Source organism: Candidatus Rokuibacteriota bacterium, from assembly GCA_016188005.1.
Taxonomy (GTDB): domain Bacteria; phylum Methylomirabilota; class Methylomirabilia; order Rokubacteriales; family CSP1-6; genus UBA12499.
In genome coordinates this window covers 130,115-154,448 of the sequence record JACPIQ010000086.1, presented here as the reverse complement: position 1 = coordinate 154,448, position 24,334 = coordinate 130,115, and the positions used below count along the sequence as shown (strand labels likewise).

Here is a 24,334-nt window from a genome sequence, read left to right as displayed (position 1 = left end):
GCCGCGGCGAGGAGGCAGGCGGCGAGCGCGCGCGGCGGCATGGAGCAGACTCCGCGCCGAGGATAGCACACGGCGCCCGCGCCGGGAGCGCAGCGACCGGGGGCCCCGCCTTGTCAGCGGGCGAGGGCGGGGATAGACTCGGCCGAAATCCACGGACGCGGGAGGCACTCATGGCGACTTGCGGGATCACGGATGTGGCCATCGTTCTCAGGCCCGAGGACGACGTGGCCATCGCGAAGAAGGAGATCCGGGCGGGCACGATCCTGGAGGATGCGGACGGGCGCCTCGAGGTCCGCCAGGATATCCGCCCGGGGCACAAGGTGGCGCGCCGCGCCCGCCGCGCGGGTGAGGAGGTGCGCCGCTACGGCCAGATCATCGGCTTCGCCACGGCCGGCATCGTTCCGGGCGATCACGTCCATACGCACAACCTCGGCATCGGGGAGCTCTCGGCCGACCGCTACGCGGTGGGGGTGGACGTCAGGCCCGTCGAGCACTACCCGCCCGGGCAGATCCGCCACTTCGACGGCTACAGGCGGGAGGACGGGCGGGTCGGCACGCGCAACTACGTGGCCATCATCTCTGGTGTCAACTGCTCGGCCAGCGTGAGCCAGTTCGTGAAGGACCGCTTCCGCGACGTGGGGCGCGACTACCCGAACATCGACGGGGTCATCGCCATCACGCACAAGTCGGGCTGCGGCACCGGGCTCTTCGGCGAGGATCACCTGGCGCTGCAGCGGGTGCTGGGCGGCCACGCCAAGCATCCCAACGTGGCCGCCTACATCCTGGTGGGGCTCGGCTGCGAGGTGAATCAGGCCGCGGTCATGGTGGACAGGCAGCGCATGGCGGTGCCGGGCCATCCCGAGCGCCGCCCCTTCATCGTCAACATCCAGGAGGCGGGCGGCATCCGCAAGACCGTGGACGCGGCGGCGGCGGCCGTCCGGGCGCTGCTGCCCCGGGCCAACGAGGCGCGCCGGACGAGGCAACCCATCTCGGAGCTGGTGCTCGCCACCAACTGTGGTGGCTCCGACGGCAACTCCGGCATCACCGCCAACCCGGCACTGGGATGGGCCGTGGACGAGCTGGTGCGGTACGGCGGCACGGGAGTGCTGGCCGAGACGCCCGAGATCTACGGCGCCGAGCACCTCCTGATCCGGCGCGCCGTCAGCGAGGCCGTCGCCAAGAAGCTCCTCGACCGCTACAAGTGGTGGGAATGGTACTGCCGGGGCATCGAGGCCATGGACAATAACCCCACCCCCGGCAACAAGTCGGGCGGGCTCACGACGGTGTTCGAGAAGTCGCTGGGCGGCGTCAGCAAGGGCGGGACCATGCCCATGATGGATGTTTTCCTCTACGGCGAGCCCATCACGACCCGTGGCTTCGTCTTCATGGACACACCGGGCCACGATCCCGTCTCGATCACCGGGCTCGTGGCGGGGGGCTGCAACCTCATCTGCTTCACCACCGGGCGCGGCTCGGTGTTCGGCTGCAAGCCCGTGCCCTCCATCAAGCTGGCGACCAACTCGCTCGTGTACCGCCACATGGAAGAGGACATGGACATCAACTGCGGGGTGATCCTCGAGGGCACGCCGCTGCATGATGTGGGGCGGCAGATCTTCGAGGAGATGATCGCCGTGGCCTCAGGCAAGCGAACGAAGAGCGAGCTGTCAGGCGTGGGCGAGGAAGAATTCGCCGCCTGGCTCATAGGGCCGGTAATGTAGTGCGAGCCGAGGCGTGCCTCACGGTGAGGCGAGCGAAGATGGGGGGGAACCCCGAGCGGAGCGAGGGGGGCGAGCCGAGCCGTGCCCTACGTGAGGGACTCCTCGAGGGGCAGGGTAGCCCTGTTGCGCGGCAGCGAGGGGAGCGGCTCGGGCGCGGTCGCCCCCCGGGCGGCCTCCCTCGCCACCGCGCCCTGGAAGAAGGCTTCCCAGAACCTGTTCGAGCCCGGTACGATCGCAAGCCCGCCCACCAGCCGCGGGGCGAGGAACTCCGCGCGCCAGCGATAGGCGAGGCTGTAGAAGGGCACGAGGCTCCTCGAGACGAGCTTGCCGTTGAACATGATGTCCAGCGGCAAGTGGAGCAGCATGCCGAGGACATAGCCCCAGGCCAGCTCCGAGTTGGTGACCCACGCGAGAAGCGCCAGCACCGCCAACAGCTCATAGGAATGCAGCGCCAGGACCACGCGCCTGGCCTCGCCCCCCAGGTAATACTCGAGGAAGGCCGAGGGGCGGAGATCGCGGCGACCCTCGACGAGGACATAGTCCGCGACGTGGTCCACGTCGATCAGGAAGCCCCCGGCCGCGAGCCCTGCGGTCAGGGCGGCCGAGCCGGTGAGGGCATGGACCGCGCCGCAGGCGAGCGCGGTGGTGACGAGGTGGCCTCCGGGACTCACGGCCTCCCGCCCGGTCAGAAGCGCGGGGGCCGGCGCACGGTCGCGCGCGCCAGCGCCAGCCGGCAGAGCGGAAGGAGCCACCCGAAGGGGACCACGGCTGCCGCTGCCATCAGCCAGAGATCGGAGCGGCGATACCAGGGCGGCTCCGCCCCTGTGCCTGCTCCGTACCCCTCCCGCCACATCCTGCCGAGTCGGCTCATCCCTGGCTCCTCTCCGGCGAGTTGACCAACGGGGTGATGGGGCAGCAATTGCAGTGCCACCCGTCACGGTGCCGCCGCGACGCGGACTTGCGCGGCCCCGGAACCGGAGAGACCGGTCGAGAAGGCGCCCGAGCGCCAAAATTCGGAACCTGCCGGCGACAACAATGAGAGCTACGAGTCGAGGGTGGGGCGCCGCCCTGCGCAGGGCTTGCGCAGGCCCTGATGCTACGTTGAGCAGGCCCGATACTCAGGATTGAACGACGGTGACGACGAGGCCGATGGAGGCCAGGATGTTGCCAACCCGGACGCACTCGGCCTCAGGCCCGACCTTCACGACAGCCTTGCCCGAACTGTCGACCTCTCGCGCCAGCTCCCAGCCGCGCTCCTCCGAGCAGGCGATCGCCTTCATGAGCTGACGCACGACGTCCTCGAAGGTGTGGCAGTCGCAGTTGTGCAGGATGGTCATCCAGGGCGGCGCCACGGCAGTCCGGGTCCGGCTGATCTCCCGGGACTCGGGGGCCTCGACGGGGCTCCCGAGTCGCGCCGTCGAGCGCGAGCGACCGTCTGCGGTCACGCGATCACGCCCTTGGCTCTGAGGCTCTGGATGGTCCCCGCCCCATAGCCGAGGACGTCCTGGAGCAGGGTGTCGGTGTGCTCACCGAACCGCGGGGCCGGCGCGGGGGCGGTGATCGCCCCCGCGGTCTTGATGGGGCTCGCCACCTGGCGCATCCGTCCGAAGACGGGGTGGTCGATCTCGAGGATCATCTCCCGCGCGAGCACCTGCTCGTCCTGGAGCGCCTCGCGGACGCTGTTCACGGGCGCACAGGGGACATGTCCGCGCAGGAGCCCGAGCCACTGGCCCGTTGGCTTCGTGGCGAAGCGCCGCTCGAGGATGGGCAGGAGCGCCGCCTTGTGGGCAAGCCGGTCCGGGAAGGAGGCGAAGCGCGGGTCGCCGGCGAGCTCGGGCAGGCCCAGGAGCCTCACGAGGCTCAGCCAGAACTTCTCCTTGGCGCAGAAGACGACGATCCAGCCGTCGGCCGTCCGGAAGTTCTGGGCCGGGACCAGGGTCTGGTGTCCCGACTGCGGCACGCGGGCCGGCTCCCAGTCGCGGTTGAGCGTCCAGGCGGCGAAGTAGGAGAGCATGCTCACCGCGGTGTCGAGGAGCGAGACGTCCACGTCCCGTCCCACGCCCGAGCGCTGGGCGTCGTACAGCGCCACCATGAGCCCCAGCATGGCCGCGTAGCCGCCCGAGAAGTCGATGACCGAGACGCCGCACTTGCCGGGCGGGCCGTCGGGCTCGCCCGTGATGGCCATCCAGCCGGCCTGCCCCTGGATCAGGTAGTCGTAGGCCGGCTCCGCCGCCTGCGGCCCCGTCGACCCGAAGCCCGACAGCGAGCAGCAGACGATGCGCGGGTTCACGTCCTTGAGCTGGGCGTAGGTGAGGCCCAGCGCCTTCGGCTGGTCGCCCCGGACGTTGTTGAACAGGGCATCCGACACCCGCACGAGGTCGTGGAGGACGGCCTGGCCATCCGGGTGCCGGAGGTTGAGCGTCAGCGACTTCTTGCCCCGGTTGAAGGACTGGAAGTAGAGCGAGTCCCGGTCGGCCGTGTACGGGGGCACATAGCGGGAGACGTCGCCGCCCACCCCCGGGTCCTCGATCTTGATCACCTCGGCTCCGAGGTCGGCCAGCACGGTGGTCCCGAAGGGGCCGGCGCCGAATTGCGAGACGGCCAGGATGCGGACTCCGTCGAGCGGCGCTCTCGCCATGTCAGTAGGGGAGCCGGCCCTCGCCCAGCGTCGGGTGGTTCCGCTTCGGCACGAGGACCTTGCGCACGTAGGAGCAGACGGTGTCGCCGCGCTGGTTGCTCCCGACGGTCTCGACGGTGACGATGCCACGGTCGCCCTGGCTCGCCTCGCGCTTCTCGACCACCGTGCTCCGGGCGTAGAGCGTGTCACCGATGAAGGTGGGCTGCTCGTGGCGCAGCCGGTCCACTTCGAGATTGGCGATGGCCCGGCCCGAGATGTCCGCCACGCTCATGCCGATCACCACGCTGAAGACGAGCGGGCCCAGCACCACGCGCTGCTTGTGCTGGGTGTGGGTGCCCGCGTAGTGGGCGTCCGAGTGCAGCGGGTGCTGGTTCATGGTGAGGAGCGCGAACCACGTGCAGTCGGCTTCGGAGATGGTCCGGCCCGGCCAGTGCTGGAAGTGCTGGCCCACCTCGAACTCCTCGTAGTAGCGTCCGTAGCTCACGCCGTTCCCTCCTGCAGGAGGCGGCCGCCGATGGACCGGCGCGCGGCTCCCGTGCTCGCGTCCCCGGCCAGCAGCGCGGCGGCGTCGCGATAGTGGCGCTCCACGGGGAACTCCTTCGTGTAGCCGTAGCCACCGTGGGTGCGCATGGACTCGAGGCTCACCTGGTAGGCCGTCTCGGCGGCCTCGAGCCGCGCCATGTCGGCGGCGAGGCCGGCGCCCGCGCCGCCGGCGAGGAGCCGGGCGGCCCGGTACGTGAGGAGCCGTGCGGCGGTGGTGCGCGTGGCCATGTCGGCGAGCTTGAGCTGGATCGCCTGGTGCTGGCAGATGGGTTTGCCGAAGGTCGAGCGCTGCTGGGAGTAGCGCAGGGCGGCCTCGAAGGCCGCCTGGGCGATGCCCACCGCCGTCGCGGCCCCTCCCAACCGTGCCAGCGTCTCCAGCGCCGCCACCGCCTCCGCCGACTGCCGATCGTCCGCGCCGAGTCGCCGGGAAGCTGGCACGAGCACCTCCTCGAGGCGGATGTCGGCGGCGCCCAGCCCCCGCATGCCGAGGGTCTCGAGCGGGGCGCCGAGCGCGACGCCCGGCGCCCCCCGGTCCACGAGAAAGGCGCCGGCCCCGGCCCCGTCCACGGCGGCGCAGACCACGAGGAGCCGCGCGCGTGCGGCGTTCTCGACGGCGGGCACCGTGCCCGCGAGGCGCCAGTCGCTCCCCGCCGGCCGTGCCGCGACCGGGCCGGCGACGGCGGGCGCGCCGAGGAAGTCGGCCCGCGTCATGGGCGGGAGCAGCCGCCGGTGCTCCTCCGGGCGGGCGTGGTGCGCGACGGCCCACGTGGCGGCGAGGTGGCCTGCCAGCAGGGTGCCGAGCATCCCCCAGCCGCGTGCCACCTCCTCGATGATCATGACCGCCGTCAGGGGATCGAGGCCGAGCCCGCCGTGCTCCGGCGGCACCACGGCGCCGAGGACGCCCAGCTCGGCGAGCTGCTCGACGAGCCCCGCGGGGTAGCGGCCGGCCAGATCGTGTTCCTGGGTCACGGGGACCACGTCCTTCTCGACGAAGCGGCGGACGGCGAGCACGATCTCCCGGCGCTCGTCGGGCTCGCCCTCGCGGGAGGTCAGCGCCCCGAACCGCTCGCCGTAGCGCTCCAGGAGCTGGCGGGCGATGAGGAGGCGCTGGATCTCGTTGGCGCCCTCGCCGATGAGCATGAGCGGCGTGTCCCGGTAGAGGCGCTCGATGGTCCCGTCGAGGCGCTGGCTCGAGGGCCCCATCACCCGCATGGCGCCGACGGCGACCTCCTGGGCCGCCTCGGAGGCATGGAGCTTGGCCATGCCGGCCTCCAGGTCGCAGCGCTCGTTCCGGTCCTTCATGCCGGCGGCCCAGTAGGTGAGGAGGCGCGAGGCCTCCACGCGGATGGCCATGTCGGCCAAGGCGGGCAGGGCCTCCGTGCCCTCCGGGCGCGCGCGGAGCGCGTCGCGCGCCTCGTCCAGCCCCGCCTGGGCGACGCCCACGGCGCGGGCGGCGATGTTGATCCGTCCGGTCTCGAGCCCCGACATGACGTGCTTGAAGCCGCGCCCCTCGACTCCGCCGACGAGGTTGGCCGCCGGGACGGCGAAGCCGTCGAGGGACAGCTCGGCCGTGTCCACGCCCTTGTAGCCCAGCTTGGCGATGGACTTCACCACCTGCAGCCCCGGATGCCCCTTCTCGACGATGAAGCACGACATGCCCCGGTGCGGAGGGTCCGTGGCCGTGTCGGTGCGGGCCAGCAGCGCGAACGTGTTGCCCTCGCGGCCGTTGGTCACGAACATCTTGGTCCCCGTGAGGAGGTAGCAGTCGCCGGCGCGCCGCGCGACGGTGCGGATGGCCTGCACGTCGGAGCCCGCGTGGGGCTCGGTGAGGCAGAGGCCGCCCCGCGCCTCGCCGCGGGCGAAGCGCGGGAGGAAGCGCCGCCGCTGCTCGTCGGTGCCGTGGTGGAGCACGATGAGCGCCGCCATGGTGTGGCTGTTGATGACGCCGGCCAGCGACATGAAGCCGCGGCAGAGCTCCTCGATGATCCGAGCGTAGGCGCTCACGCTGAGCCCGAGGCCGCCGTGGGCCTCGGGGATGAGGGCGCCGAAGAGCCCCAGCGCCTTCATGCGCGCCACGAGGGCGTGGGGATAGGCGTCGGCATGCTCCAGCGCCGAGGCGACGGGCAGCACCTCCGCCTCGACGAAGCGGCGGACGATGGCGACGATCGGATGCGTCTCTGCGGGGAGAGCGTGGCTCACGAAAGACCTCGCCGGAGGGACTGGGGGATCAGTGGCGTCAGCCTAGCAGAAGCCGCGCTAAGATTGCAAGGCGATGGCTCTCGACGCCGTGATCCTGAGCGCGCAGGGGGCGATGGACCGGCTCGCCCGGTGGGCCCGGCTGCGCCACTCGCCCGACGGGCGCCCCCGCCGCTTCCTCATCGTCCAGATCGACGGCCTCTCGCGCGCGGTGCTCGACCATGCCATGGCGGAGCGCGGGATGCCCGGGCTCGCGCGGCTCGTGGCCGCGGGGCGGCTCAGGATGCGGCCGCTCTCCGTGGGACTGCCCTCGTCCACCCCCGCCTTCCAGGCTGCGCTCATGTACGGCGTGCGCCCGGACATCCCGGGCTTCCACTGGTACGACAGGCGGGAGCGCCAGGACGTGTACTTCCCGCGCCCGAGCGTCGCGGACCTGGTGGAGGAGCGCCACGCGCGCGGGCGCCGCGGGATCATGCAGGGCGGGGCCTGCTACGGGTGCATGTTCACGGGCGGTGCCGAGGACAGCCTGTGGACCATGGCGAAGCTCCTCCGCCCAACGCGGGCAGGGCTCGCGATCCTCCGCGTGCCGCTCTCCACGCTGCTGCTCGGCTGGATCGTGCTCAAGTGCTGTGCGCTCACCGCGGTGGAGCTGACGCGCGCGGGCCTGCGTCTGGTGGCGGACCCGGTGGGGCGCGGGCCCCGGGCGCTCCGCTGGCTCCTCATCAAGATCGGGCTCTCCGTCTGGGCCCGGGAGCTGTTCACGCTGGCGGCGTCCGCCGATCTCTACCGTGGCGCCCCCGCCGTCTACGTCAACTACCTCGAGTACGACGTCTTCGCTCACGCCTTCGGGCCCGCACACCCGCTGGCGGTCAGGGCCCTGCGCCGCGTGGACCGCTCCATCGTCCAGCTCGCGCGCATCTGCCGGCGGCTCCCCGAGTCGCGGTACGATCTCTGCGTGCTGTCGGATCACGGGCAGGCGGCCACGCGCCCCTTCACGCGCGTGTCGGGTGGCGCCTCGATCCGGGAGGTCGTGCTCGCCGTCCTGGGGGAGCGCAGGGGGGCGGCGGGGCGCGGCCCCGCGCCGGACCCGGCGCGGCTCCGAGCCCAGCTCGCCACCTATCGGCGGGCGCGCTCCCACGGCCTCCTGCAGCGTTTCCTCGCGTACCTCGAGCGCGACTTCGCCCGGTGGGTGCGCCTGCATGACGGGTCGGACCGCCGTTCCGGCGTCCACGTGGTGGCGGCCGGACCCAACGCCTTCGTGTACTTCACCGACTCCGACGAGCCCCTCGCCGCGGAGGAGATCGAGCGACGGCACCCGGGCGCGGCGGCAGCGCTGTCGCGCCATCCGGGCATCGGCCTCGTGCTTGCCCGCTCCGCCGTGGGACCTGTATGCTGGTATCGAGGCGAGCGGGGCGTCCTCGACGCGGCCTCCAGCGGAGAGCCGTTCGCTGATCGAGAGGATCGGGAGGTCGTGGTGAGGGGACTGCGGGAGTTGATGGACATGCCGAGCGCGGGGGACCTGGTGCTGTACGGCATCGGGGCCGCTGTCGGAGACGTCTCCTTCCTCGACGAGCGCGGCGCTCACGCGGGCCCATCCGCGGCGGAGCTGCAGGCCTTCATCTTCCACCCCCCGTCGGTGGCGCTGCCGGCCCCGCCGCTGACCCACCCCGTGCAGCTCTACCCGCACTTCGCCGCCTACGGCGAGCCCGCCACGGGATCTGCGAGGCCATAGCCCAGACCGATGTCATTCCCGGTCAAGCACCCCATCACGATCGCCTCGTACAACATCCACAAGGCGCGCGGCCTCGACCGCCGGGTGGACCTCATGCGGATCGCCGCCGTGCTCGAGGAGATCGAGGCGGACCTGGTCGGGGTGCAGGAGATCTACGCGGCCCAGGCCGAGGCACTGGCCGGGCGGCTGGGCCTGCACTTCCACATGGGCGTCACCACGGAGCGGGCCGAGGGGCCGTACGGCAATGCCATCCTCACGCGCTTCGCAGTGCGGTCGGCCCACACCTTCGACCTGACGCGCCACCGGCGCGAGCCGCGCGGGGGCCTGCGCGTGGACGTCTCGGTGGCGGGGCAGCTTCTGCATCTCTTCAACGTCCACTTCGGCCTGAGCCGTAGGGAGCGCGCCGAGCAGGTGGACCTCCTTGTCCGGGCCCATATCCTCCGAGACGGGGTGACGGGCTCGCGGGTGGTGGTGGGCGACCTGAACGAGTGGTTCCCCGGGGCCGTGGGGCGGGCACTCCGGCGGGAGCTGCACGGACCGCGCACGCGGCGCACCCACCCGTCCCCGCTGCCGCTCTTCGCGCTGGACCGCATCTACTGGGACCGCCAGCTGCAGGGCGAGCGCTTCCACGTGCACGGAAGCCGGCTCGCGCGGGTCGCCTCGGACCATCTGCCCGTGGTGGCGCGGCTCGGGCTGGTCGCCTCCCGGCGCCGCGCGCCCTGACCATTCCCCCTTCCCGAGGCCACGTGAGGCCCCTGGCCCTGGCCACGCTGCTCTGCCTGGCGACGAGCCAGCCGCTCCTGGCGCAGGAGGCCGGCTGGAGCCTCGTCAAGAGGGGCGTCTTCGACGGGGATCTCTACCTCGCGGGCGATCGCGTGGAGCTGAGCGGTGAGATGCGGGGGGATGTCCTCGCCGCCGGCCGGGCCGTGGTCGTGGACGGGCGAGTCCAGAGCGACCTCTTCGCCGCGGGTGGTGCCGTCGCCCTGCGCGGGCGGATGGGCGACGACGTGCGGGTGGCGGGCCGGCTGGTGACCGTGGACGCCGTGATCCGGGACGCCCTCATCGTCGCCGGCGAGGTGGTGCGGGTGAGCGCGGGGACGCAGGTCGGCGGGCCGGCCTGGCTGGCCGGCCGCCGCCTCGACATCGCTGGGCGGCTGGGCGGCGAGCTGCGGGCGGCCGCGGCTCGCATCCGCATCTCGGGCGCGATCCGGGGGAACGTGTTGCTGGCCGGCCGCGACATCGAGATCGAGCCCACGGCGCAGATCGAGGGCCGCCTCACCTACTGGAGCGGGCAGGAGGCGCGGATCGATCCGCGCGCCCGCATCCGGGGCGCCGTGCTCCACCGCCAGCCGGAGTTCCTGGACCGCGCGGGACGGGTGGCCACGGTGCTGGCCGCCGTGACGCGCGTGGTCTTCGTCGTGAACCTGCTGGCTGCGGGCGTGGGCCTCTTCCTGCTCTTCCCCGACTTCACGGTGTCGGCCGCGCGCACCGTGGGACGCGAGCCCTGGAAGAGCCTGGGCGCGGGCGTGGGCGTGCTGGGCTGCACGGTGCTGGCGGTGGCGTTCCTGCTGACCAGCGTGGTGGGGCTGCCGCTGGGCCTGGCGCTCGTCGCCTTCCTGGCTCTGGCCCTGCTGCTGGGCATCCTGACCTTCGGCTTCTTCCTCGGCGATCTGGGGGCGCGCCTGCTCCGTCGCGGGCCGGAGCTGTCGGCCGGATGGCGCATTGCCTCGCTGGCAGGCGCCGTGGTCGCGCTCGCGCTGATCCGCTTCCTCCCCGTGGCGGGCAACGCAGTGCTGGCGCTGGCGCTGCTGGCGGGGCTCGGGGCGTGGACGCTCCACGCCTGGCGCGCCTACACGGCCCCCACGGAGGACTGAGAGCGTCAGGGGAAGATGGAGAAGTCCACCGCCTTTTCCGTGATGAACTCCACCAGCGCGGGGGTGCCCTCCTGCGTCCGGCGGATCGCGCGCCTGAGGGCGGGGACGATCTCGCCCGGCTCGGTGACGCGCTCGCCGTGGCCGCCGAAGGCGCGCGCCATGTCGGCGTAGTTGCCGCTGATGTCGGTGCTCCGGTACTTCTCCGTGGCCGTCTTCATCACCTTGAGCTCGATGGCCATGGAGAAGTTGTTGAGGAGCACGGAGAGGATGGGAATGCGCTCCCGCACCGCCGTCTCGAAGTCCATGCCGGTGAAGCCGATGGCGGCGTCCCCCCAGACGTTGACGCAGAGCGCCTCCGGCCGGGCGAGCTTGGCGCCCATGGCCAGCCCGAGCCCGTAGCCGAGCTGCGTGGTCTTGCCCCAGCCGATGTAGCCGAGGGGCGCCGTCGCCTCCCAGAAGGGCGAGATCTGGTCGCGGGGGCTCCCCGCGTCGTGGGTGATGATGGTGCGCTCCACATCCACCGTGTGGAGCAGGTCCCAGATGACGCGGTAGGGGGAGAGCGGCGTGGCGCTCGCGGTGAGCCGCGGCATCCATCGGTCGAGCCACCGGGTCTTGACCGCCTTGATCTCCGCCGCCACGGCGGCGCCGCGACCGCGCGGCGCGCCGCCGAGCCGCTCGCGCACCTCGGCCACCAGGGCTTCGAGGACGAGTCGCGCGTCCCCGATGAGCGCGTGGTCGGCGCGCAGGTCCTTGTTGAGGTCGGCGGGGTCCAGCGTTGCGTGGACGATGACCTTGCCCGGGGGCATCGTCACGCCGTAGTTGGTCGTGGAGAAGGAACAGCCCACGCCGAAGATCAGGTCGGCCTGCTGCAGGAAGACGTGCACGGGCTCGGGGAGCGAGCGCCCGCCCGAGCCCAGCGACAGCGCGTGGCTCTCGGGGAAGGCGCTCTTGCCCTCGAGGCTCGTCGTCACCGGCGCCTCGAGCAGCTCGGCCAGCTCGCGCAGCGCCGCCCAGGCCTCGGCGTAGTGCACCCCCTGGCCCGCGTAGAGGACCGGCCGCTGCGCCGCCACGAGCACTCGCGCCGCCTCGGCGACATCACGCGGATCGGGCGCCGTCCGCAGGCGCGGCGCCGGCCGGTAGTCCACGGGCTCGGCCACCTCCTCGCGGAGGAGGTCGATGGGGAACTCCACCAGCACCGGGCGGGGCCGGCCGTTCCTCACCTGGGTGAAGGCCCGACGCAGGGCGTCCGGGACGGCCTCGGCCACCACCACCTGCTCGCACCACTTGGTGACGTGCTGGAAGTTGAGGAACGCGTTGAAGTTCGGCGGGATGTTGGTGAGCCGGCGCGGGTGGCCCCCCGGCAGCACCACGATGGGCACCGAGTCGCCATAGGCCTGGGCGACGCCACCGAACGAGTTCTCCACGCCCGGGCCGTGCTGCATGGCGAAGACGCCGATGCGCCGGCCCGAGGTCACGCGGCTCACGGCATCGGCCATGTGCAGCCCCGTCCGCTCCTGGCGCACGATGATCGTGCGGATGTCAGCCTCGGCGGCGGCTTCGATGATCGGGTTGACGGGATAGCCGATCAGGAAGCTGACGCCCTCACGCTTGAGGATCTCGGCGACGGCTGCGGCGGCCTTCACGCGTGGCCTCCTCGTTGGGGGGGCAGGGTGGGCATCGGGCTGTGGGGGTCGCGTCAGAGCCTAGCAGAGACCGGGAAACGGTTGCAAGGCGCCTGCGGTATCATTGGGCGGCTCGCCAGCTGTCGACCCTGGCAAGAGGAGAACGACATGATCTACGAATACCGCGCCTACTACGTCGTCCCGGGCCGGATGCCCGACATCCAGCGCCGCTTCGCGGAGGTGACCATGGGCCTCTTCAAGAGGCACGGGATCACGGTGGTCGGTTTCTGGGAGACCGTGATCGGCGAGTCGAACGAGCTGGTCTACATCTGCGCGTACGACGACCTCGCCCACCGCCAGCGCGCGTGGAGCGCGTTCATGCGGGATCCGGAGTGGCAGGCCGCGAAGAAGGCGAGCGAGGCCGCCGGGCCGCTCGTGGAGCGGGTCGTGAACAAGATCTGGCGCCCCACCGCCTTCTCTCCGCTGCAGTAGGCCGGACCGCGTGCCTGCCGGGGCGGGGCGCACCCGGCGGCGACGGTCAGCCGGCGCCGGCCAGCTCGGCGGCGGCGAGCAGGAGCGTGTTGGCCCCGGGCTCCACCTCGTCCATCGGCGTGAACTCCTCCTCGCAGTGGCTCCGTCCGGCGCGCGAGGGCACGAAGATCATCCCGGTGGGGGCGATGGCCGCCATGTACTGGGCGTCGTGGCCGGCGCCGGAGAGGATGCGTCGGTGGCTGCAGCCGAGGCTCGTGGCGGCCCGCTCCACGGCGCCCACCACCTCCGCGTCGAACACGGTGCGCGGGACGCGCCAGTAGTGCTCGAGCTGGTAGGTGACGTGCTCCCGCCGCGCCGCCTGCTTGACGAGCCGATCCAGCATGCCCAGGGCGCGGGTGACGTTGTGCTCGTCGGGATCACGCAGGTCGATGGACAGGGCCACCCGTCCGGGGATGGCGTTGGCGATATTGGGCATGACGTCGAGGCGCCCGACCGTGGCCACGATGTTCCCCTGGATGCGTCGCGGGATCTCGCGCACCCCCTGGACGATCTCCGCAGCGGCGACCAGGGCGTCGCGCCGCATCCGCATGGGCGTGGGGCCGGCGTGGTCCTGCACGCCGTGGAGCGTGAGGCGGGACCAGGAGATGGCCACGATGCCCTCCACGACGCCCACCGGCACCCCCTCTTCCTCGAGGATGGGGCCCTGCTCGATGTGCAGCTCGAGATAGGCGCGAATGGGGCGGGGGATGCAGGGCTCGGGCCCCAGATAGCCGATCCGCTCGAGCTCCTCCCCGAGCCGCTTGCCGTCGCGGTCGCACGCGTTGTAGGCGTCCTCCAGCGAGATCTTGCCGGCCATGACCCCGGAACCGACCATGGCAGGCTGGAAGCGGGCGCCTTCCTCGTTGGTGAAGATGATCATGCCCACCGGATGCCGGGTCTGCATGCCGTGGTCGTTGAGCGCGCGGATCGCCTCGAGGGCGCAGAGCACGCCCAGCTGACCGTCGTACTTCCCCCCGGTGGGGACGGAGTCGGCATGCGAGCCCATGAACACCGGTGGGAGCGCCTCGGCGCCCGGGCGCAGGCCGAAGATGTTGCCCATCCGATCGACGCTCACCCGGAGCCCCGCACCCTCGAGCCAGCCCACCAGGAGATCGCGCCCGCGCCGGTCCTCGTCGGAGAGCGCGAGGCGCGTGAGCCCGCCCCCGGGCGTCTCGCCGACGCGGCCGAGCGCCTCCATGCTCTCTTCGAGTCGCCCCCGGTTGATCCGCATCGGGCCCCCCCGGCTGCCGGCATGAAGCGGGATGAATATTAGCATGGGCCGAGCCCGGGCCGGGCGGGGCGCGTGGTAAACTTTCCGGGTCATGGCCGTGCATCGCCAGCTCACCCCGGAGGCGATCCGCTTCTGCCCCCTGTGCGGCGGACCGCTGCTGCGCCAGCCCGTGCCACCCGACGGGAAGCCCGAGATGGTCTGCTCCCGGTGCCACTTCGTCTTCTACCTGAACCACAAGGTGGTGGCGGGGACCATTCCCGCCGAGGATGGCCGCATCCTCCTCACGCGCCGGGCCATCAGCCCGGCCCATGGCAAGTGGACCTTCCCCGGCGGCTACGTGGAGTGGGGGGAGCCCGTGGAGGCGGCCGCCCTGCGCGAGACCCACGAGGAGACGGGGCTCAGCGTGACGCTCGGGGGGCTCGTCGGCGTCTACTCCTATCCCGGCACGCCCATCGTGGTCGTCGTCTACGGGGCCGCAGTCACGGGCGGAAGCCTGACGTGCTGCCACGAGAACGACAGGCTCGAGTGGGTGACGCCGCAGGAGATCCCCTGGGAGGAGCTGGCTTTCCCGTCCACCCAGGCCGCGCTCCGCGATTTCCTGTCAGGGCGCGACGTGGCGACCTGGCCCCGCCGCGCGGGAGACTGAGGGCTAGGACTCCTCGCGGCAGAGGAGGGCGACGGTCGCCTTGCCGGTGATCACCTTCTCGCCCCGCTGGTTCTCGGCCCGGAGCTCCAGATCCACCACGCCCTGGCCGCGGCCGGCCTCCTTGGCGGGGCGCTTGGCGACGATCTTGCCGCGGCACGTGATCAGGTCCCCCAGACGCACGAGCCCCGCGAAGCGCACGCCGATCTTCTGCACCGCGCCAACGCCCAGCCAGTCCGTCACCGACTGGGCCACGAACCCCATGGAGAGCATGCCGTGGGCGAAGACATTGCCCATGCCGGCCGCCCGCGCGAAGGCGGGATCCTGGTGGATCGGGTTGAAGTCTCCGGAGGCCCCGGCGTAGCGGGTGAGCTGGATCTGCTGGATCGGTCCCTTGACGAGCGGCGGCATCTCGGCGCCGACCTCCACGTCCTCGAAGTAGACCTTGGCGTATTTCATGATCAGAGCCGGATCACCGTGATATGCCGGATCGTGGCCACGATGTCGTTGTCCCCGTCGGTGATGGTCGTCTCGCGCACGACGAAGGCCATGGGGCCGGACTTGCCGCTCTTCTCGTAGATGTCCAGGACCCTCGTCCGGCAGAGGAAGGTGTCGCCCGGGCGGATCGGCTTGAAGTGCTCGAACTCCTGCTCCCCGTGCAGCACGCGCGAGATGTCGGTGCCCAGCTCCTTCAGGAGCGCGGCGGTGTCGTGCGACTCGTCGCGGAAGGTCACCGGGAAGGTGGGCGGCGCGATGATGTCGCCCCACTGCGAGGCCCGCCCCACGGCGTCATCCAGGTAGAAGGGGGAGAGGTCCCCGATGGCACGGGCGAACTCCTTGATCTTGCCGCGCTCCACGGTGACCACGAAGGGCGGGTACTCCTTGCCCTTGACGCTCGGGTCGATCTGGATGGGCATCAGGCCCTCCCGACCATGTCAGCCCTCGCCTCGTCGCGCTCCTCGCCTTCGGCTCGTCGGCCGCGCCTCATCTCGCACTCCCTTTCTTCATCGCCCGCTCCAGGAAGCGCGCCATGTCGCCCACGATGAAGCGCTCGTGCCGCCCCTCGGCGATCTTCTCCTTGTCGTCGAAGGCCTCGACCGCGAACACGACGCGCTTGCCGTCCGTCTCCAGCACGGTGGCCCTGGCGCGCACCTTCATGCCCACCGGCGTGGCGGCCAGGTGCTTCATCTCGATCGTGGTGCCGACGCTCCCCCCACCGGGCGGCGTGCTCGCCTTGATGGCGGCAATCGCGGCCTCCTCCAGCAGGCCGACGACGTAGGGGGTGGCCAGGACGTGGACGCCGCGGTTGCCCATGGCATCCGCGGTCCGGTCCGCCGTGACCGTGATCTCGATCTCTCCGACCTGTCCGGCGCTGGGTGGTGTCGTCATGGCCCCTGTTCTACCGCGACTCCCCGTCCGGGGTCAACGTCGTCCTGCGGAGGCGCGGGGTCACTCCACGTGCCCCACCACGCCCCCGTCCCTCATTCCCCGCACTCCTCCCCTGAGATAGAATCCCCATGGGGCGACCCTCGGCGGGGTTTGGTCCAACCTGTTCTCCCCGCCGGGAAGGCTGCTCTCGACGACTCCTGTCCGCGCCGCCCGACGGATAGAACCTTATTCGTTCGGCGGGCTGGTCTGTTGGTTGAAATCCGTGGACTTGCAACTCGTGGGGATGGAGGAATAGAGCGTGTCAACGGTCTTCGTTTTAGGTGCCGGCGCGTCAATCGGGGCAAAGTCCGGAGGCAGGACAAGGTTCCCTGGTACAAACGAACTCGTCGAGCGGATCAGAGAGATCGTTTGCGAAAGGGAGGATTCCCACCTCCCGGCCTTGGCCCTCTACCTAGCTCGGTTCGCACCCGTTCGGGATATGACTTCAAGCGCTGGCAGACTTCACGCCGACTGGGACCGGACCAATGTCGAAGAGCTTTACGCAGCGATCGAGTTTGAGAGCCGTATTACCGATCACTTAATGCTAGCGAGCGGGGACCGGGGTTCGGGCACCCAGTTCTTTCAGGAGTATTTCCCCGAGCCTTACCGGGACGATGTCGCGCAGTTGCTGCGCGGTCCGTACCAAGATTGGATGCGTGCGTGCTACTCGGCTTCTTACGGCAGCGAGGCTTTCCCCCACCTCCATGAGAACTTCCTGCGGATCGTCAAGATGGAGTTACTCGACGCCATCGCCCACACACTTGGGGTGTTGTCGGAGGAAGAGGACACGTCGAACGTTTCGCGCCTGGCACGGCACTTTGAACAGGGTGACACGGTCATCACGTTCAACTACGACCTCCTGGTCGAACAGCACTTGACCCGAGAGCGCCCAGCGGATTGGTCGTACCTTACGGGGTACGGACTTCGACCGACCTCGGAGAGGTGTGATTTGCGTTTTGCCGGGGATGCTCCCAACCACCCCTCAACGTTTAGGGTGCCGAAGCTTCACGGCTCCAGCAACTGGCACTTTCGGTTCGTCCAGGGCACCGGAGATGGTCCCTCCGGCTTCGTCGAGGGTTATCGCACTGTCCCGGAGCCCATTGGTGTAGGGAACCGCATTCGCGACGTTCATCCAGCGTTCTTCCAAGCTACCGACAACTTCTTCAAACGAGTGGTTGTGGAAGGGGAACCCGGAGGGTACTACGAGCGGTTCATGATCCCGCCCAGCACGTACAAGGCAGAATACAGCTTCTCCGCCCAGTTCCTCCACGACCCAACGGGAAGTCCTCTACCGCTCGGCAGTTCAACCATGTGGCTACCGCAATTGCTGTACGGACTCGCGCTGCAAGCCCTCGCGGCTGCGGAGAGGATCGTGTTCATTGGCTTCAGCATGGCGCCTGCCGACACGTCAATTCGGATGCTCTTCCGCGCGGCAGCGGATGCAAATTCGGCCCTGCGACTTGTTGAAATCGCAGACCCGGATGCGAACGTAGCCAGCCGCATCATAGCCGTTCTTCCGAGGGCGCAGAGCCATAAGCGTGTGAGGTCTTTCGAGGAACTCCTGGATGAATGGAAGGTGTAGGTAAGCGATGCCAAGAAGTTCGCTGGACCAGGCGCCGCACCTGACCGGGGCCGCGTGACTGGTTTCGCGCGACAACAAGCTCTTGTAGCGGCCCGGGAAGGTGAGCGTGGTCGTTATGTGGACAGCGCGCGACGTTGGCGCAAGTCTCGGTGCCTCGCGCATGGGGAATTGCCGTGCGGCAAGGGGACGGCCGGTGACGCGGGACATTAAACCCGGAGCCCGTGAACATTGGGCAGTGCGGCGGGTCGTAGGGGGCCGTCAAGCGAGCGAGAACGGCTCGTGACACCCGCTTCGTCAACGCATACATTCTGAGCAGGGACAGCCCACCGGGGACACCATCGAGGCGCGTCGGACCGCCCTGCTTCATGACGCCCGTGCCCACGGCGGAGAAACACAAGAGCAGCGCGGGGCACAGGCGCCTGGTGTCCGCCACCACGAGCTGACCGGCGTCCGCCCCCTCTTCCCCGGAGCTCATGCGACTCGCGCTCACGCTCGCCACGGGTGCGGGGAAGACGATGGTCGCCCGGGCCGGCGGGACGCCGCCTGCACTTTCCGCTTGACAACCTCGTCCGCGAGGAATGACCGCGTGCCCGCCGCGCTCGGAAAATGCCGGCCCAGCGGCCCGCATGGGTCCGGCGGCGGGCGACCGCGAGCGGCGGGAGCGGAAATCATCGCTCCCCTCGCCATCGCTCGTCCTGGACGCCCCCAGTTGGCTCCGAAACCGGGGTGTAGAGTCGCCTCAAGAGGAGGAGGACTTACCATGCAGAGCCACGCGCAAGCGCTCCACGCCACCCCGCAGCGTGTTGCGGCGCTGGACCGGCTGGGGGAAGAGATCGCCGAGCTGTCGGCGCATCTGGAGGCGGCCACCGCCCGCCTCCTCGACCTGATCCGCGAGTTTGACGCACGCGGCGGCTGGAACACCGGGTTCCGCTCGTGCGCCGCCTGGCTGAGCTGGCGGGTGGGGCTCGATCTCGGAGCGGCCCGCGAGCGGGTGCGAGTGGCGCGCGCGCTGGGGACGCTACCGCTTCTGGGCCAGGCCCTCGCCCGCGGGGAGCTCTCGTACGCGAAGGCGTGGGCTCCATACTGCACCTCATTGCTGGGTTGGAGTGTGAAGTAGCTTCTTGCCCTGCTGAGGCCTGGGTGGATTCAGGCCCGGCGGTTCATAGAGCCGCTGAGATCGGCGGTGCGATCCGCACGCGTGGGCCTTGAGCAGACCAGCGGCGTACCACCGTTGGATGGTTGTAGGCACCACGCCAAGGTGCTTGGCCATCTCCCCCAAGGTCCAGAACCCCCGGTCCCGAAGCCGATCGTAGCGGCTCTTGAGGTGGTGGCGCATGCAGAGATCGTGAAGGCGCGCTCGGGTGAAGGGCAGTCCCGTCCCGGTGCGGCGGCCCTCGGCGTTGAGCAATTCGAGGACCTCAGCTTCGGTGTGGTGGTTCAGGAGCTGATCGACGCGTTCGACGATCTCCGCATCGGTTCGCCGAAGATCGGCGGCGGAGCGTGGGAGGGGCAGCGTCAGCGTCCGGGTAGCGCCGCCTTTGAACCGGACGTGAGCAGTGATGTGGTGGTCTCGGATCAACGTGACGTCCTCGATGAGGAGCTGGGCGATCCGCTTCTTCTCGCGGGCGGGCGTCCGGGGATCGCGCCACAGGCGTGGCACGTCGGTGGCGAGGCGGAGAATCTCCTGGCGCCGTGCGTCGTCGAGTTCCTTCTGGTCCGCCGCCGTCTGTCGCGCGTACTGCGCGTGGGCGTCGGCGAGAGCCCGGAGTTTTTCGTTCCAGTCAGCTTCAAGGGTATCGGCGACCAGGCGATGATCGGGATCGACCCGCCGGTACCGTCGCTCCGCGAGTTCCGCCTCGTATCGGGCGTGCTCGATCTCGTGGCGGCGCAGGCGGTCCACCTCCGCGGCCCGGGCGCGGAGCTCGTCCCCGACCGACAAGGCCAGATCGAGGCTGAGCGGCGTCATCGTCTCGATGAGCAGCTCGCCGATCGTCTGATCCAGGTCCCGGCCCGCCACGCTCTGGCACAGCGGCTCGCCGCGCTGCAGCCGAGGGAGCTGGCAAACGTATCTCGGGACTCGCGTGCTGTCGTCGCGGACGTGATACTGCGTGGTCATGCGTTCGCCACAGGTCCCGCACACGGCAAGCCCCTGCAGGAGCGCCGGTCCTTCGCGGGGCGGGCTCCAGCACCGATCCTGGCCGTACGCCCGCGCGCTCTCGTGGAGCCGCTGCACATTGGCCTCGTACTCCGCCCATGTGATGTAGCCCTCGTGGACGTCGGGGATCAGGACCTGCCACTCCCGGCGGGGCAGCGTTTGGATCCGGACCCCACCCTCCGGCTTGCGGCGCAGCCGGCTGCGCCCGTAGGCGAAGGCGCCGGCATAGCGCGGACTGTGGAGAATGCGAATCGCCCGGGAATGGACGAGCGGCTGGAAGACCAGCTCGCCCCGCCGGCTGCCCGTGCGCACCCGCCGCGGGAAGTGCAGCGAGTGGATCCGGAAGTACGTGACCACCGCGGAGGCCGACCCGACCCGGCGAAACGTTTCGAAAAACAGCTCCACGCTCGCACGCACCCGCGCATCCGGGTCGCGGACGACGCGGCCGGCGGCATCGTGAACCAAGCCTGCCGGCAACGCCAGCCGCAGCTCCCCACGGCGGGCCTTGTTGAGGATGCCGCCCTGGAGCCGGGCGTGGAGGACATGGAGCTCCGCTTCGCTCATCGTGCCCTTGAGCCCCAAGAGCAACCGGTCGTTGAAGTGCCCCGGATGGTACAAACCGTCCTCGTCGAGGATGAGCGTGTCGGTGAGGGCGCAGATCTCGAGCAAGCGGTGCCAGTCGGTCGAGCTCCGGGCCAGTCGGGAGACCTCGAGGCCGAGCACGATGCCCGCCCGTCCGATCCCGACCTCAGCGACCAGACGTTGGAAGCCCGTGCGGGGCATGGCTCCGGAAGCCGACTGCCCCAGATCCTCGTCGATCACCACAACCTGCTCCAGCGCCCAGCCCAGCGCCACCGCGCGGTGGCGCAGCGCATACTGCCGCTGCGTGCTCTCGGTGTTCTCCACCAACTGGTGCAGCGAGGACTGGCGCACGTAGAGGTACGCATCCCGTCGGAGATGGTCGGCGGTGACCTTCGAGATGGCCGGATTCATCGGGCGCTCCTCGGGTGGCGATGCGTAACGCAGCGTTGGCGAGCAGTCGGACGAGCTCGGATCGGTCCGTATGGTCCGTGTCGCGGGACGTATCGTCGCGCGCGCGCCCGGCGCCCTCGCGGGATGCCACGTCATGGCGCGAGCCCTCCGCGGTCATCCACGCGGCCACGCCCCGGTGCCGCAGGAGGGCGAGGCCGAGAGGAACGAAGTCGAGGGGGACTTCGCCGGTGGCGTGCGCTCGGAGTCGCTCGTAGCGCGCGGTCCACTCGGGGTCGACTCTCCACGCGTTCACGGGGTTCTCCGGTGTTTTTTTTCCGGCGCGCTCGGGCGCGCTCGATGCTCCGCGGATGGACGGCCAAGCCGAAGCGTGCCCGCACGCGCTGGCTGAGCGCCGCGGCCGTCACGGCGGGATCCTTCTGGCGCACCCCCTCGATGAACGCCATCACCTCCTCCGTCAACTTGTGGGCGCCCTTGGGCCCTGGCCGCTTCGGGACCAACGCCGGCAGACCCGCCGTGGCCAGCGCCCGCTGGGCCTGGTAGTACGTCGGCCGCGACAAGCCGAAGGCCTGCGTCGCCGCCGTCACCGTCGCGCCACCGGCGCGCGCGCGGCGCAGCATCTCGTACTTCACCTGCACCAGGTCGCGCGGATCGAAGAACTCCGTGGTCCGGAACCGCTCGTCCGTCACGCGGTCGGGGGTAGGGTTGAGCACGCCCTGCTCCGCCAGCGCGCGGGCCTTCGCATCCTGCCGGGCCGCCTTCGCCATGCCGTCTCCCATTCGGACGACTTGCATTGTGTACGTATAATTATGTGACATATGTCTAAGGGGGCCAAGGGATATTGGCGACGCTGTGGCGCAGTGTCGACTTATGTCCGGTCTTCATGCCCAGACCTCGGCTCTGAGGCCGCCGGCGCCGCCGGCATAGTCCCCCTTACAGAGCCGGCAGAATCCCCTTTACAACGGCCAGGCGCCTGGGACAGCCGCCCGATCAGGTCTACCAACGCCAGGAGATCGTGGATCCGGAAGAAGGAACGGCCAGCTGAGACGGCCACGAACGGGTCTGGGTTCGCGATGCTCGTCCACGCCGTGGGCAGCGAACGCACGCGGCCTCCATCCTCGAACAGCACCCGGTCTCCGCCCCAGTTCCGCCAGCGCGAGATCAGCAGGAATTGCTTGCCGAGTAGCGGATGGAAGGGATGGGTGACCTCGAAGGCTTGCGGTCCGGTGTGGCACTCCTGTGCAGTCGACGGCCGACTCGAAGGTCCGGGCCCTGACCCGCGTGGCCACGCCGGAGACGGAAGCGCGGCTCCTGGCGGTGGGGCGGGCGGGGACGGCCGCTCACGTCGAGCGGATCGTGCGGGGCTGGCGGCTGGTGGACCGGAAGGCGGAAGCGCGGGAGAGCGCGCGGCGGCACGCGAGCCGGGCGCTTCACGTCCACCAGGACGAGGACGGCATGGTGGTGGTCCGGGGCAGGCTCGAGCCTGAGGTGGGGGCGCTGCTCCTGCGGGCGCTGGAAGCCGGCCGCGAGACGCTGTACCAGCGGGCTCGAGGCGCGGAGGTGGCCCCTCGCCCGGCTGACCCGTCTGTCGCGCCCCCGACCGTGGCCCAGCAGCGGGCAGATGCGCTGGCGCTGGTGGCGGAGACGGCGCTGCACCATGGGCTCGATCCCGGTGCCCCGGGAGAGCGGTACCAGGTGGTGGTGCATGTCGATGCCCCGGTGCTGGCGGACCCGGAGCAGGCTGGCCAGTCCGTCCTCGCGGACGGTTCACACGTTTCCGCGGAAACGTCGCGGCGGCTGGCGTGCGAGGCGAGCCGGGTGGTGATGCGGCACGACCAGGACGGGCGGCTTGTCGAGATCGGGGCGCGAACGCGGACAATTCCGCCGGCGTTACGGCGGGCGCTGGAGCACCGGGACCGGGGGTGCCGCTTCCCGGGCTGCGGGCTGCCGTTCGGCCAGGGGCATCACCTGCGCCACTGGGCGGAGGGGGGCCCGACGACGCTCTCGAACCTGGCGCTCCTCTGTCGCCGGCACCACCGGGCGGTGCACGAGGAGGGCTATCGGGTTTATCGAGAGTCCGACGGCGCGCTGCACTTCCGAAGGCCGGACGGCCGGCCCCTGTCCGAGGTCCCGCCGCCGGCCGCGGTGCCGGGCGAGCCGGTGCAGGCTCTCCGAGCGACGCACAAGGCGCAGGGGCTGAGGCTCCACGCGCGGACGGCATGTCCGGGCTGGCTGGGGGAGCGGCTGGATGTGGGCTGGGCGATCGGCGTCCTGCATCCCCTGGCTACGCGCGCCGTGTGATCACACCATTACGCGAGGCGGGCTCCTCGGTTCGGCCCCGTGGGCCGCAGTGGGGTTGGCGGCGGTCGCGGGAGGGCGCCGCGCTACCGGGACGGGAAGAGCAGGAATTGCAGCCCGAAGACGACGAGCAATGCCTCGATCAGCCGCAGGAACGTGTGCTCGCTCATCCGCTCGAGGATCCGGCGCCCCGCCCAGGCGCCGCCGATCATCACGACGCCGATGTAGAGTCCCGCCGCCACGGTGGGGCCGGTCATGAGGTCGTACTTCTGGAAGACGAAGCCCCGGGCGATGTACATGCCGACGGAGCAGAGGGCGTCGGTGGCGATGTAGGCGCCCTTGCGGAGGCCGTAGTTGAGAAAGAACGGGCTCATGATCGGCCCCACGGCGCCCACCAGCGAGGAGAGCCCGCCGAAGACACCGCCGATCAGCGGGAAGTGGCCGAGCCTCACGCGCGCGCCGTGGCCCGCGAGCCAGCGGCGGAGCGGCACGGCGACGAGCAGGAAGCCGCCGAGGATGCGGCTGATCCACTCGCCTTCCATCCGCGTGTAGAGCAGCGCCCCGCCGATCCCCGACGGGACCGCGCCCAGCAGGAAGGCGGCCACGACGCGCCCGTCCACCTCGTCGCGGCTGAACCAGACGCGGGCGCCGTTGCCGAGCAGCATGGCCACCGTGAGCACCGGCACCGTGGCCTTGATGCCGATGGTCCAGGCGATGAGGGGCAGCATGATGACGCCGGCGCCGAAGCCGGCGACGCCCCCGATCGTCGAGGCCACGATGGCTCCGACGCCGAGGAGGAACCAGCCCTCCAGGGAGGGCACCTGCGGGCTACCGCGGCTTCGGGCGCGGCATCAGCCCGTTGAGCGCGAGCCGGCCGCCGTCCACGTACACCGTGCTGCCCGTCATGTGGGAGGAGGCCGCCGAGGCGAGGAACACGGCCACCTCGGCGATCTCCCGCGGCTGGGCCACGCGCTGCATCGGGGTCCGCATGAAGACGGCCTCCCGCCAGGCCTTCCTTCCGAGGAGATGACGGGTGAGGCCGGTGACCACCGTGCCCGGGCCGATGGCGTTGACGCGGATCCCGTGGGGGGCCAGGGCGATGGCCTGTCAGATCCCGCGCCCCGCTCCCGTGACGAGCGCGACCTGATGCCTC

At 70.6% G+C, this 24,334-nt stretch carries 25 protein-coding genes; 9 read left to right on the top strand and 16 right to left on the bottom strand.

Features of this window, described 5'->3' with window-relative positions:
• Positions 1-170 precede the first annotated feature (170 nt).
• The gene (locus HYV93_17570; protein MBI2527779.1) at positions 171-1,718 is read left to right on the top strand and encodes an altronate dehydratase; all 1,548 of its coding nucleotides are present in this window, start codon (positions 171-173) and stop codon (positions 1,716-1,718) included.
• A gap of 86 nt (positions 1,719-1,804) precedes the next feature.
• Here HYV93_17570 and HYV93_17565 read toward each other — a convergent pair whose 3' ends face one another.
• The 6 genes from HYV93_17565 to HYV93_17540 form a co-directional block, all read right to left on the bottom strand.
• Complete coding sequence (locus HYV93_17565) at positions 1,805-2,389, bottom strand: hypothetical protein (GenBank protein ID MBI2527778.1); 585 nt, start codon at positions 2,387-2,389, stop codon at positions 1,805-1,807.
• A 14-nt stretch (positions 2,390-2,403) separates the two neighbouring features.
• Entirely contained in the window at positions 2,404-2,589 is a 186-nt protein-coding gene (locus tag HYV93_17560; GenBank protein ID MBI2527777.1) for a hypothetical protein, read from the bottom strand.
• A gap of 247 nt (positions 2,590-2,836) precedes the next feature.
• Positions 2,837-3,163: an ATP-dependent Clp protease adaptor ClpS gene (locus HYV93_17555; GenBank protein MBI2527776.1), complete on the bottom strand. Its 327-nt coding sequence runs from the start codon at positions 3,161-3,163 to the stop codon at positions 2,837-2,839.
• Positions 3,160-4,356, bottom strand: coding sequence for a CoA transferase (locus tag HYV93_17550; GenBank protein ID MBI2527775.1), 1,197 nt, complete (start codon positions 4,354-4,356; stop codon positions 3,160-3,162). The genes HYV93_17555 and HYV93_17550 overlap by 4 nt, the downstream gene beginning before the upstream one ends.
• Position 4,357: 1 nt before the next feature.
• The gene (locus HYV93_17545) at positions 4,358-4,840 is read right to left on the bottom strand and encodes a MaoC family dehydratase (GenBank protein MBI2527774.1); all 483 of its coding nucleotides are present in this window, start codon (positions 4,838-4,840) and stop codon (positions 4,358-4,360) included.
• A complete protein-coding gene (locus tag HYV93_17540; protein ID MBI2527773.1) occupies positions 4,837-7,098 on the bottom strand; it encodes an acyl-CoA dehydrogenase family protein in 2,262 nt (753 codons plus the stop codon). The genes HYV93_17545 and HYV93_17540 overlap by 4 nt, the downstream gene beginning before the upstream one ends.
• Before the next feature lie 73 nt (positions 7,099-7,171).
• Here HYV93_17540 and HYV93_17535 point away from each other — a divergent pair, with 73 nt between their 5' ends.
• From HYV93_17535 to HYV93_17525, 3 genes are read left to right on the top strand one after another with little or no spacing between them, the layout of a single operon-like run.
• Entirely contained in the window at positions 7,172-8,827 is a 1,656-nt protein-coding gene (locus HYV93_17535; protein ID MBI2527772.1) for an alkaline phosphatase family protein, read from the top strand.
• 9 nt (positions 8,828-8,836) lie between these two features.
• Entirely contained in the window at positions 8,837-9,550 is a 714-nt protein-coding gene (locus HYV93_17530; GenBank protein ID MBI2527771.1) for an endonuclease/exonuclease/phosphatase family protein, read from the top strand.
• 23 nt (positions 9,551-9,573) lie between these two features.
• Positions 9,574-10,701 carry a hypothetical protein gene (locus HYV93_17525; protein MBI2527770.1) on the top strand — a complete coding sequence of 376 codons (1,128 nt, stop codon included), beginning with the start codon at positions 9,574-9,576 and terminating at the stop codon, positions 10,699-10,701.
• 5 nt (positions 10,702-10,706) lie between these two features.
• Here the strand turns inward: HYV93_17525 and HYV93_17520 are convergent, their stop codons facing one another.
• Positions 10,707-12,401 (bottom strand): thiamine pyrophosphate-requiring protein, encoded by a 1,695-nt coding sequence (locus HYV93_17520; protein MBI2527769.1) that lies wholly within the window; start codon positions 12,399-12,401, stop codon positions 10,707-10,709.
• Between the two features lie 90 nt (positions 12,402-12,491).
• Here HYV93_17520 and HYV93_17515 point away from each other — a divergent pair, with 90 nt between their 5' ends.
• Entirely contained in the window at positions 12,492-12,815 is a 324-nt protein-coding gene (locus tag HYV93_17515; GenBank protein ID MBI2527768.1) for an NIPSNAP family protein, read from the top strand.
• 46 nt (positions 12,816-12,861) lie between these two features.
• On the opposite strand, the gene HYV93_17510 is transcribed toward HYV93_17515, so the two are convergent.
• Complete coding sequence (locus HYV93_17510) at positions 12,862-14,085, bottom strand: Zn-dependent hydrolase (GenBank protein MBI2527767.1); 1,224 nt, start codon at positions 14,083-14,085, stop codon at positions 12,862-12,864.
• Between the two features lie 91 nt (positions 14,086-14,176).
• On the opposite strand from HYV93_17510, the gene HYV93_17505 reads away from it, so the two are divergent.
• Positions 14,177-14,731, top strand: coding sequence for an NUDIX hydrolase (locus tag HYV93_17505; protein MBI2527766.1), 555 nt, complete (start codon positions 14,177-14,179; stop codon positions 14,729-14,731).
• A 3-nt stretch (positions 14,732-14,734) separates the two neighbouring features.
• Here HYV93_17505 and HYV93_17500 read toward each other — a convergent pair whose 3' ends face one another.
• From HYV93_17500 to HYV93_17490, 3 genes are all read right to left on the bottom strand, one after another.
• The gene (locus tag HYV93_17500) at positions 14,735-15,187 is read right to left on the bottom strand and encodes a MaoC family dehydratase N-terminal domain-containing protein (protein ID MBI2527765.1); all 453 of its coding nucleotides are present in this window, start codon (positions 15,185-15,187) and stop codon (positions 14,735-14,737) included.
• Positions 15,188-15,189: 2 nt separating this feature from the next.
• Complete coding sequence (locus HYV93_17495) at positions 15,190-15,645, bottom strand: MaoC family dehydratase N-terminal domain-containing protein (GenBank protein ID MBI2527764.1); 456 nt, start codon at positions 15,643-15,645, stop codon at positions 15,190-15,192.
• Between the two features lie 67 nt (positions 15,646-15,712).
• Entirely contained in the window at positions 15,713-16,117 is a 405-nt protein-coding gene (locus tag HYV93_17490; protein ID MBI2527763.1) for a thioesterase, read from the bottom strand.
• A 298-nt stretch (positions 16,118-16,415) separates the two neighbouring features.
• Between HYV93_17490 and HYV93_17485 the strand changes: the two genes are divergently transcribed.
• Positions 16,416-17,738, top strand: coding sequence for a hypothetical protein (locus HYV93_17485; GenBank protein MBI2527762.1), 1,323 nt, complete (start codon positions 16,416-16,418; stop codon positions 17,736-17,738).
• A 760-nt stretch (positions 17,739-18,498) separates the two neighbouring features.
• Positions 18,499-18,855 carry a DUF222 domain-containing protein gene (locus HYV93_17480; GenBank protein ID MBI2527761.1) on the top strand — a complete coding sequence of 119 codons (357 nt, stop codon included), beginning with the start codon at positions 18,499-18,501 and terminating at the stop codon, positions 18,853-18,855.
• Here the strand turns inward: HYV93_17480 and HYV93_17475 are convergent.
• From HYV93_17475 to HYV93_17465, 3 genes are all read right to left on the bottom strand, one after another.
• Positions 18,829-20,886: a recombinase family protein gene (locus HYV93_17475; protein ID MBI2527760.1), complete on the bottom strand. Its 2,058-nt coding sequence runs from the start codon at positions 20,884-20,886 to the stop codon at positions 18,829-18,831. The genes HYV93_17480 and HYV93_17475 overlap by 27 nt on opposite strands.
• A 131-nt stretch (positions 20,887-21,017) precedes the next feature.
• The gene (locus HYV93_17470; GenBank protein MBI2527759.1) at positions 21,018-21,650 is read right to left on the bottom strand and encodes a helix-turn-helix domain containing protein; all 633 of its coding nucleotides are present in this window, start codon (positions 21,648-21,650) and stop codon (positions 21,018-21,020) included.
• Positions 21,651-21,751: 101 nt separating this feature from the next.
• Positions 21,752-22,051, bottom strand: a complete 300-nt coding sequence (locus HYV93_17465) for a hypothetical protein (protein MBI2527758.1) — start codon at positions 22,049-22,051, stop codon at positions 21,752-21,754.
• Between the two features lie 71 nt (positions 22,052-22,122).
• Between HYV93_17465 and HYV93_17460 the strand changes: the two genes are divergently transcribed.
• Positions 22,123-23,184, top strand: a complete 1,062-nt coding sequence (locus tag HYV93_17460) for a DUF222 domain-containing protein (protein ID MBI2527757.1) — start codon at positions 22,123-22,125, stop codon at positions 23,182-23,184.
• 83 nt (positions 23,185-23,267) lie between these two features.
• Here the strand turns inward: HYV93_17460 and HYV93_17455 are convergent, their stop codons facing one another.
• Both HYV93_17455 and HYV93_17450 read right to left on the bottom strand, forming a co-directional pair.
• Positions 23,268-24,002: a sulfite exporter TauE/SafE family protein gene (locus HYV93_17455; protein MBI2527756.1), complete on the bottom strand. Its 735-nt coding sequence runs from the start codon at positions 24,000-24,002 to the stop codon at positions 23,268-23,270.
• 7 nt (positions 24,003-24,009) lie between these two features.
• On the bottom strand, positions 24,010-24,282 hold the full coding sequence (locus tag HYV93_17450) for an SDR family oxidoreductase (protein MBI2527755.1): 273 nt from the start codon (positions 24,280-24,282) through the stop codon (positions 24,010-24,012).
• Positions 24,283-24,334: the final 52 nt, after the last annotated feature.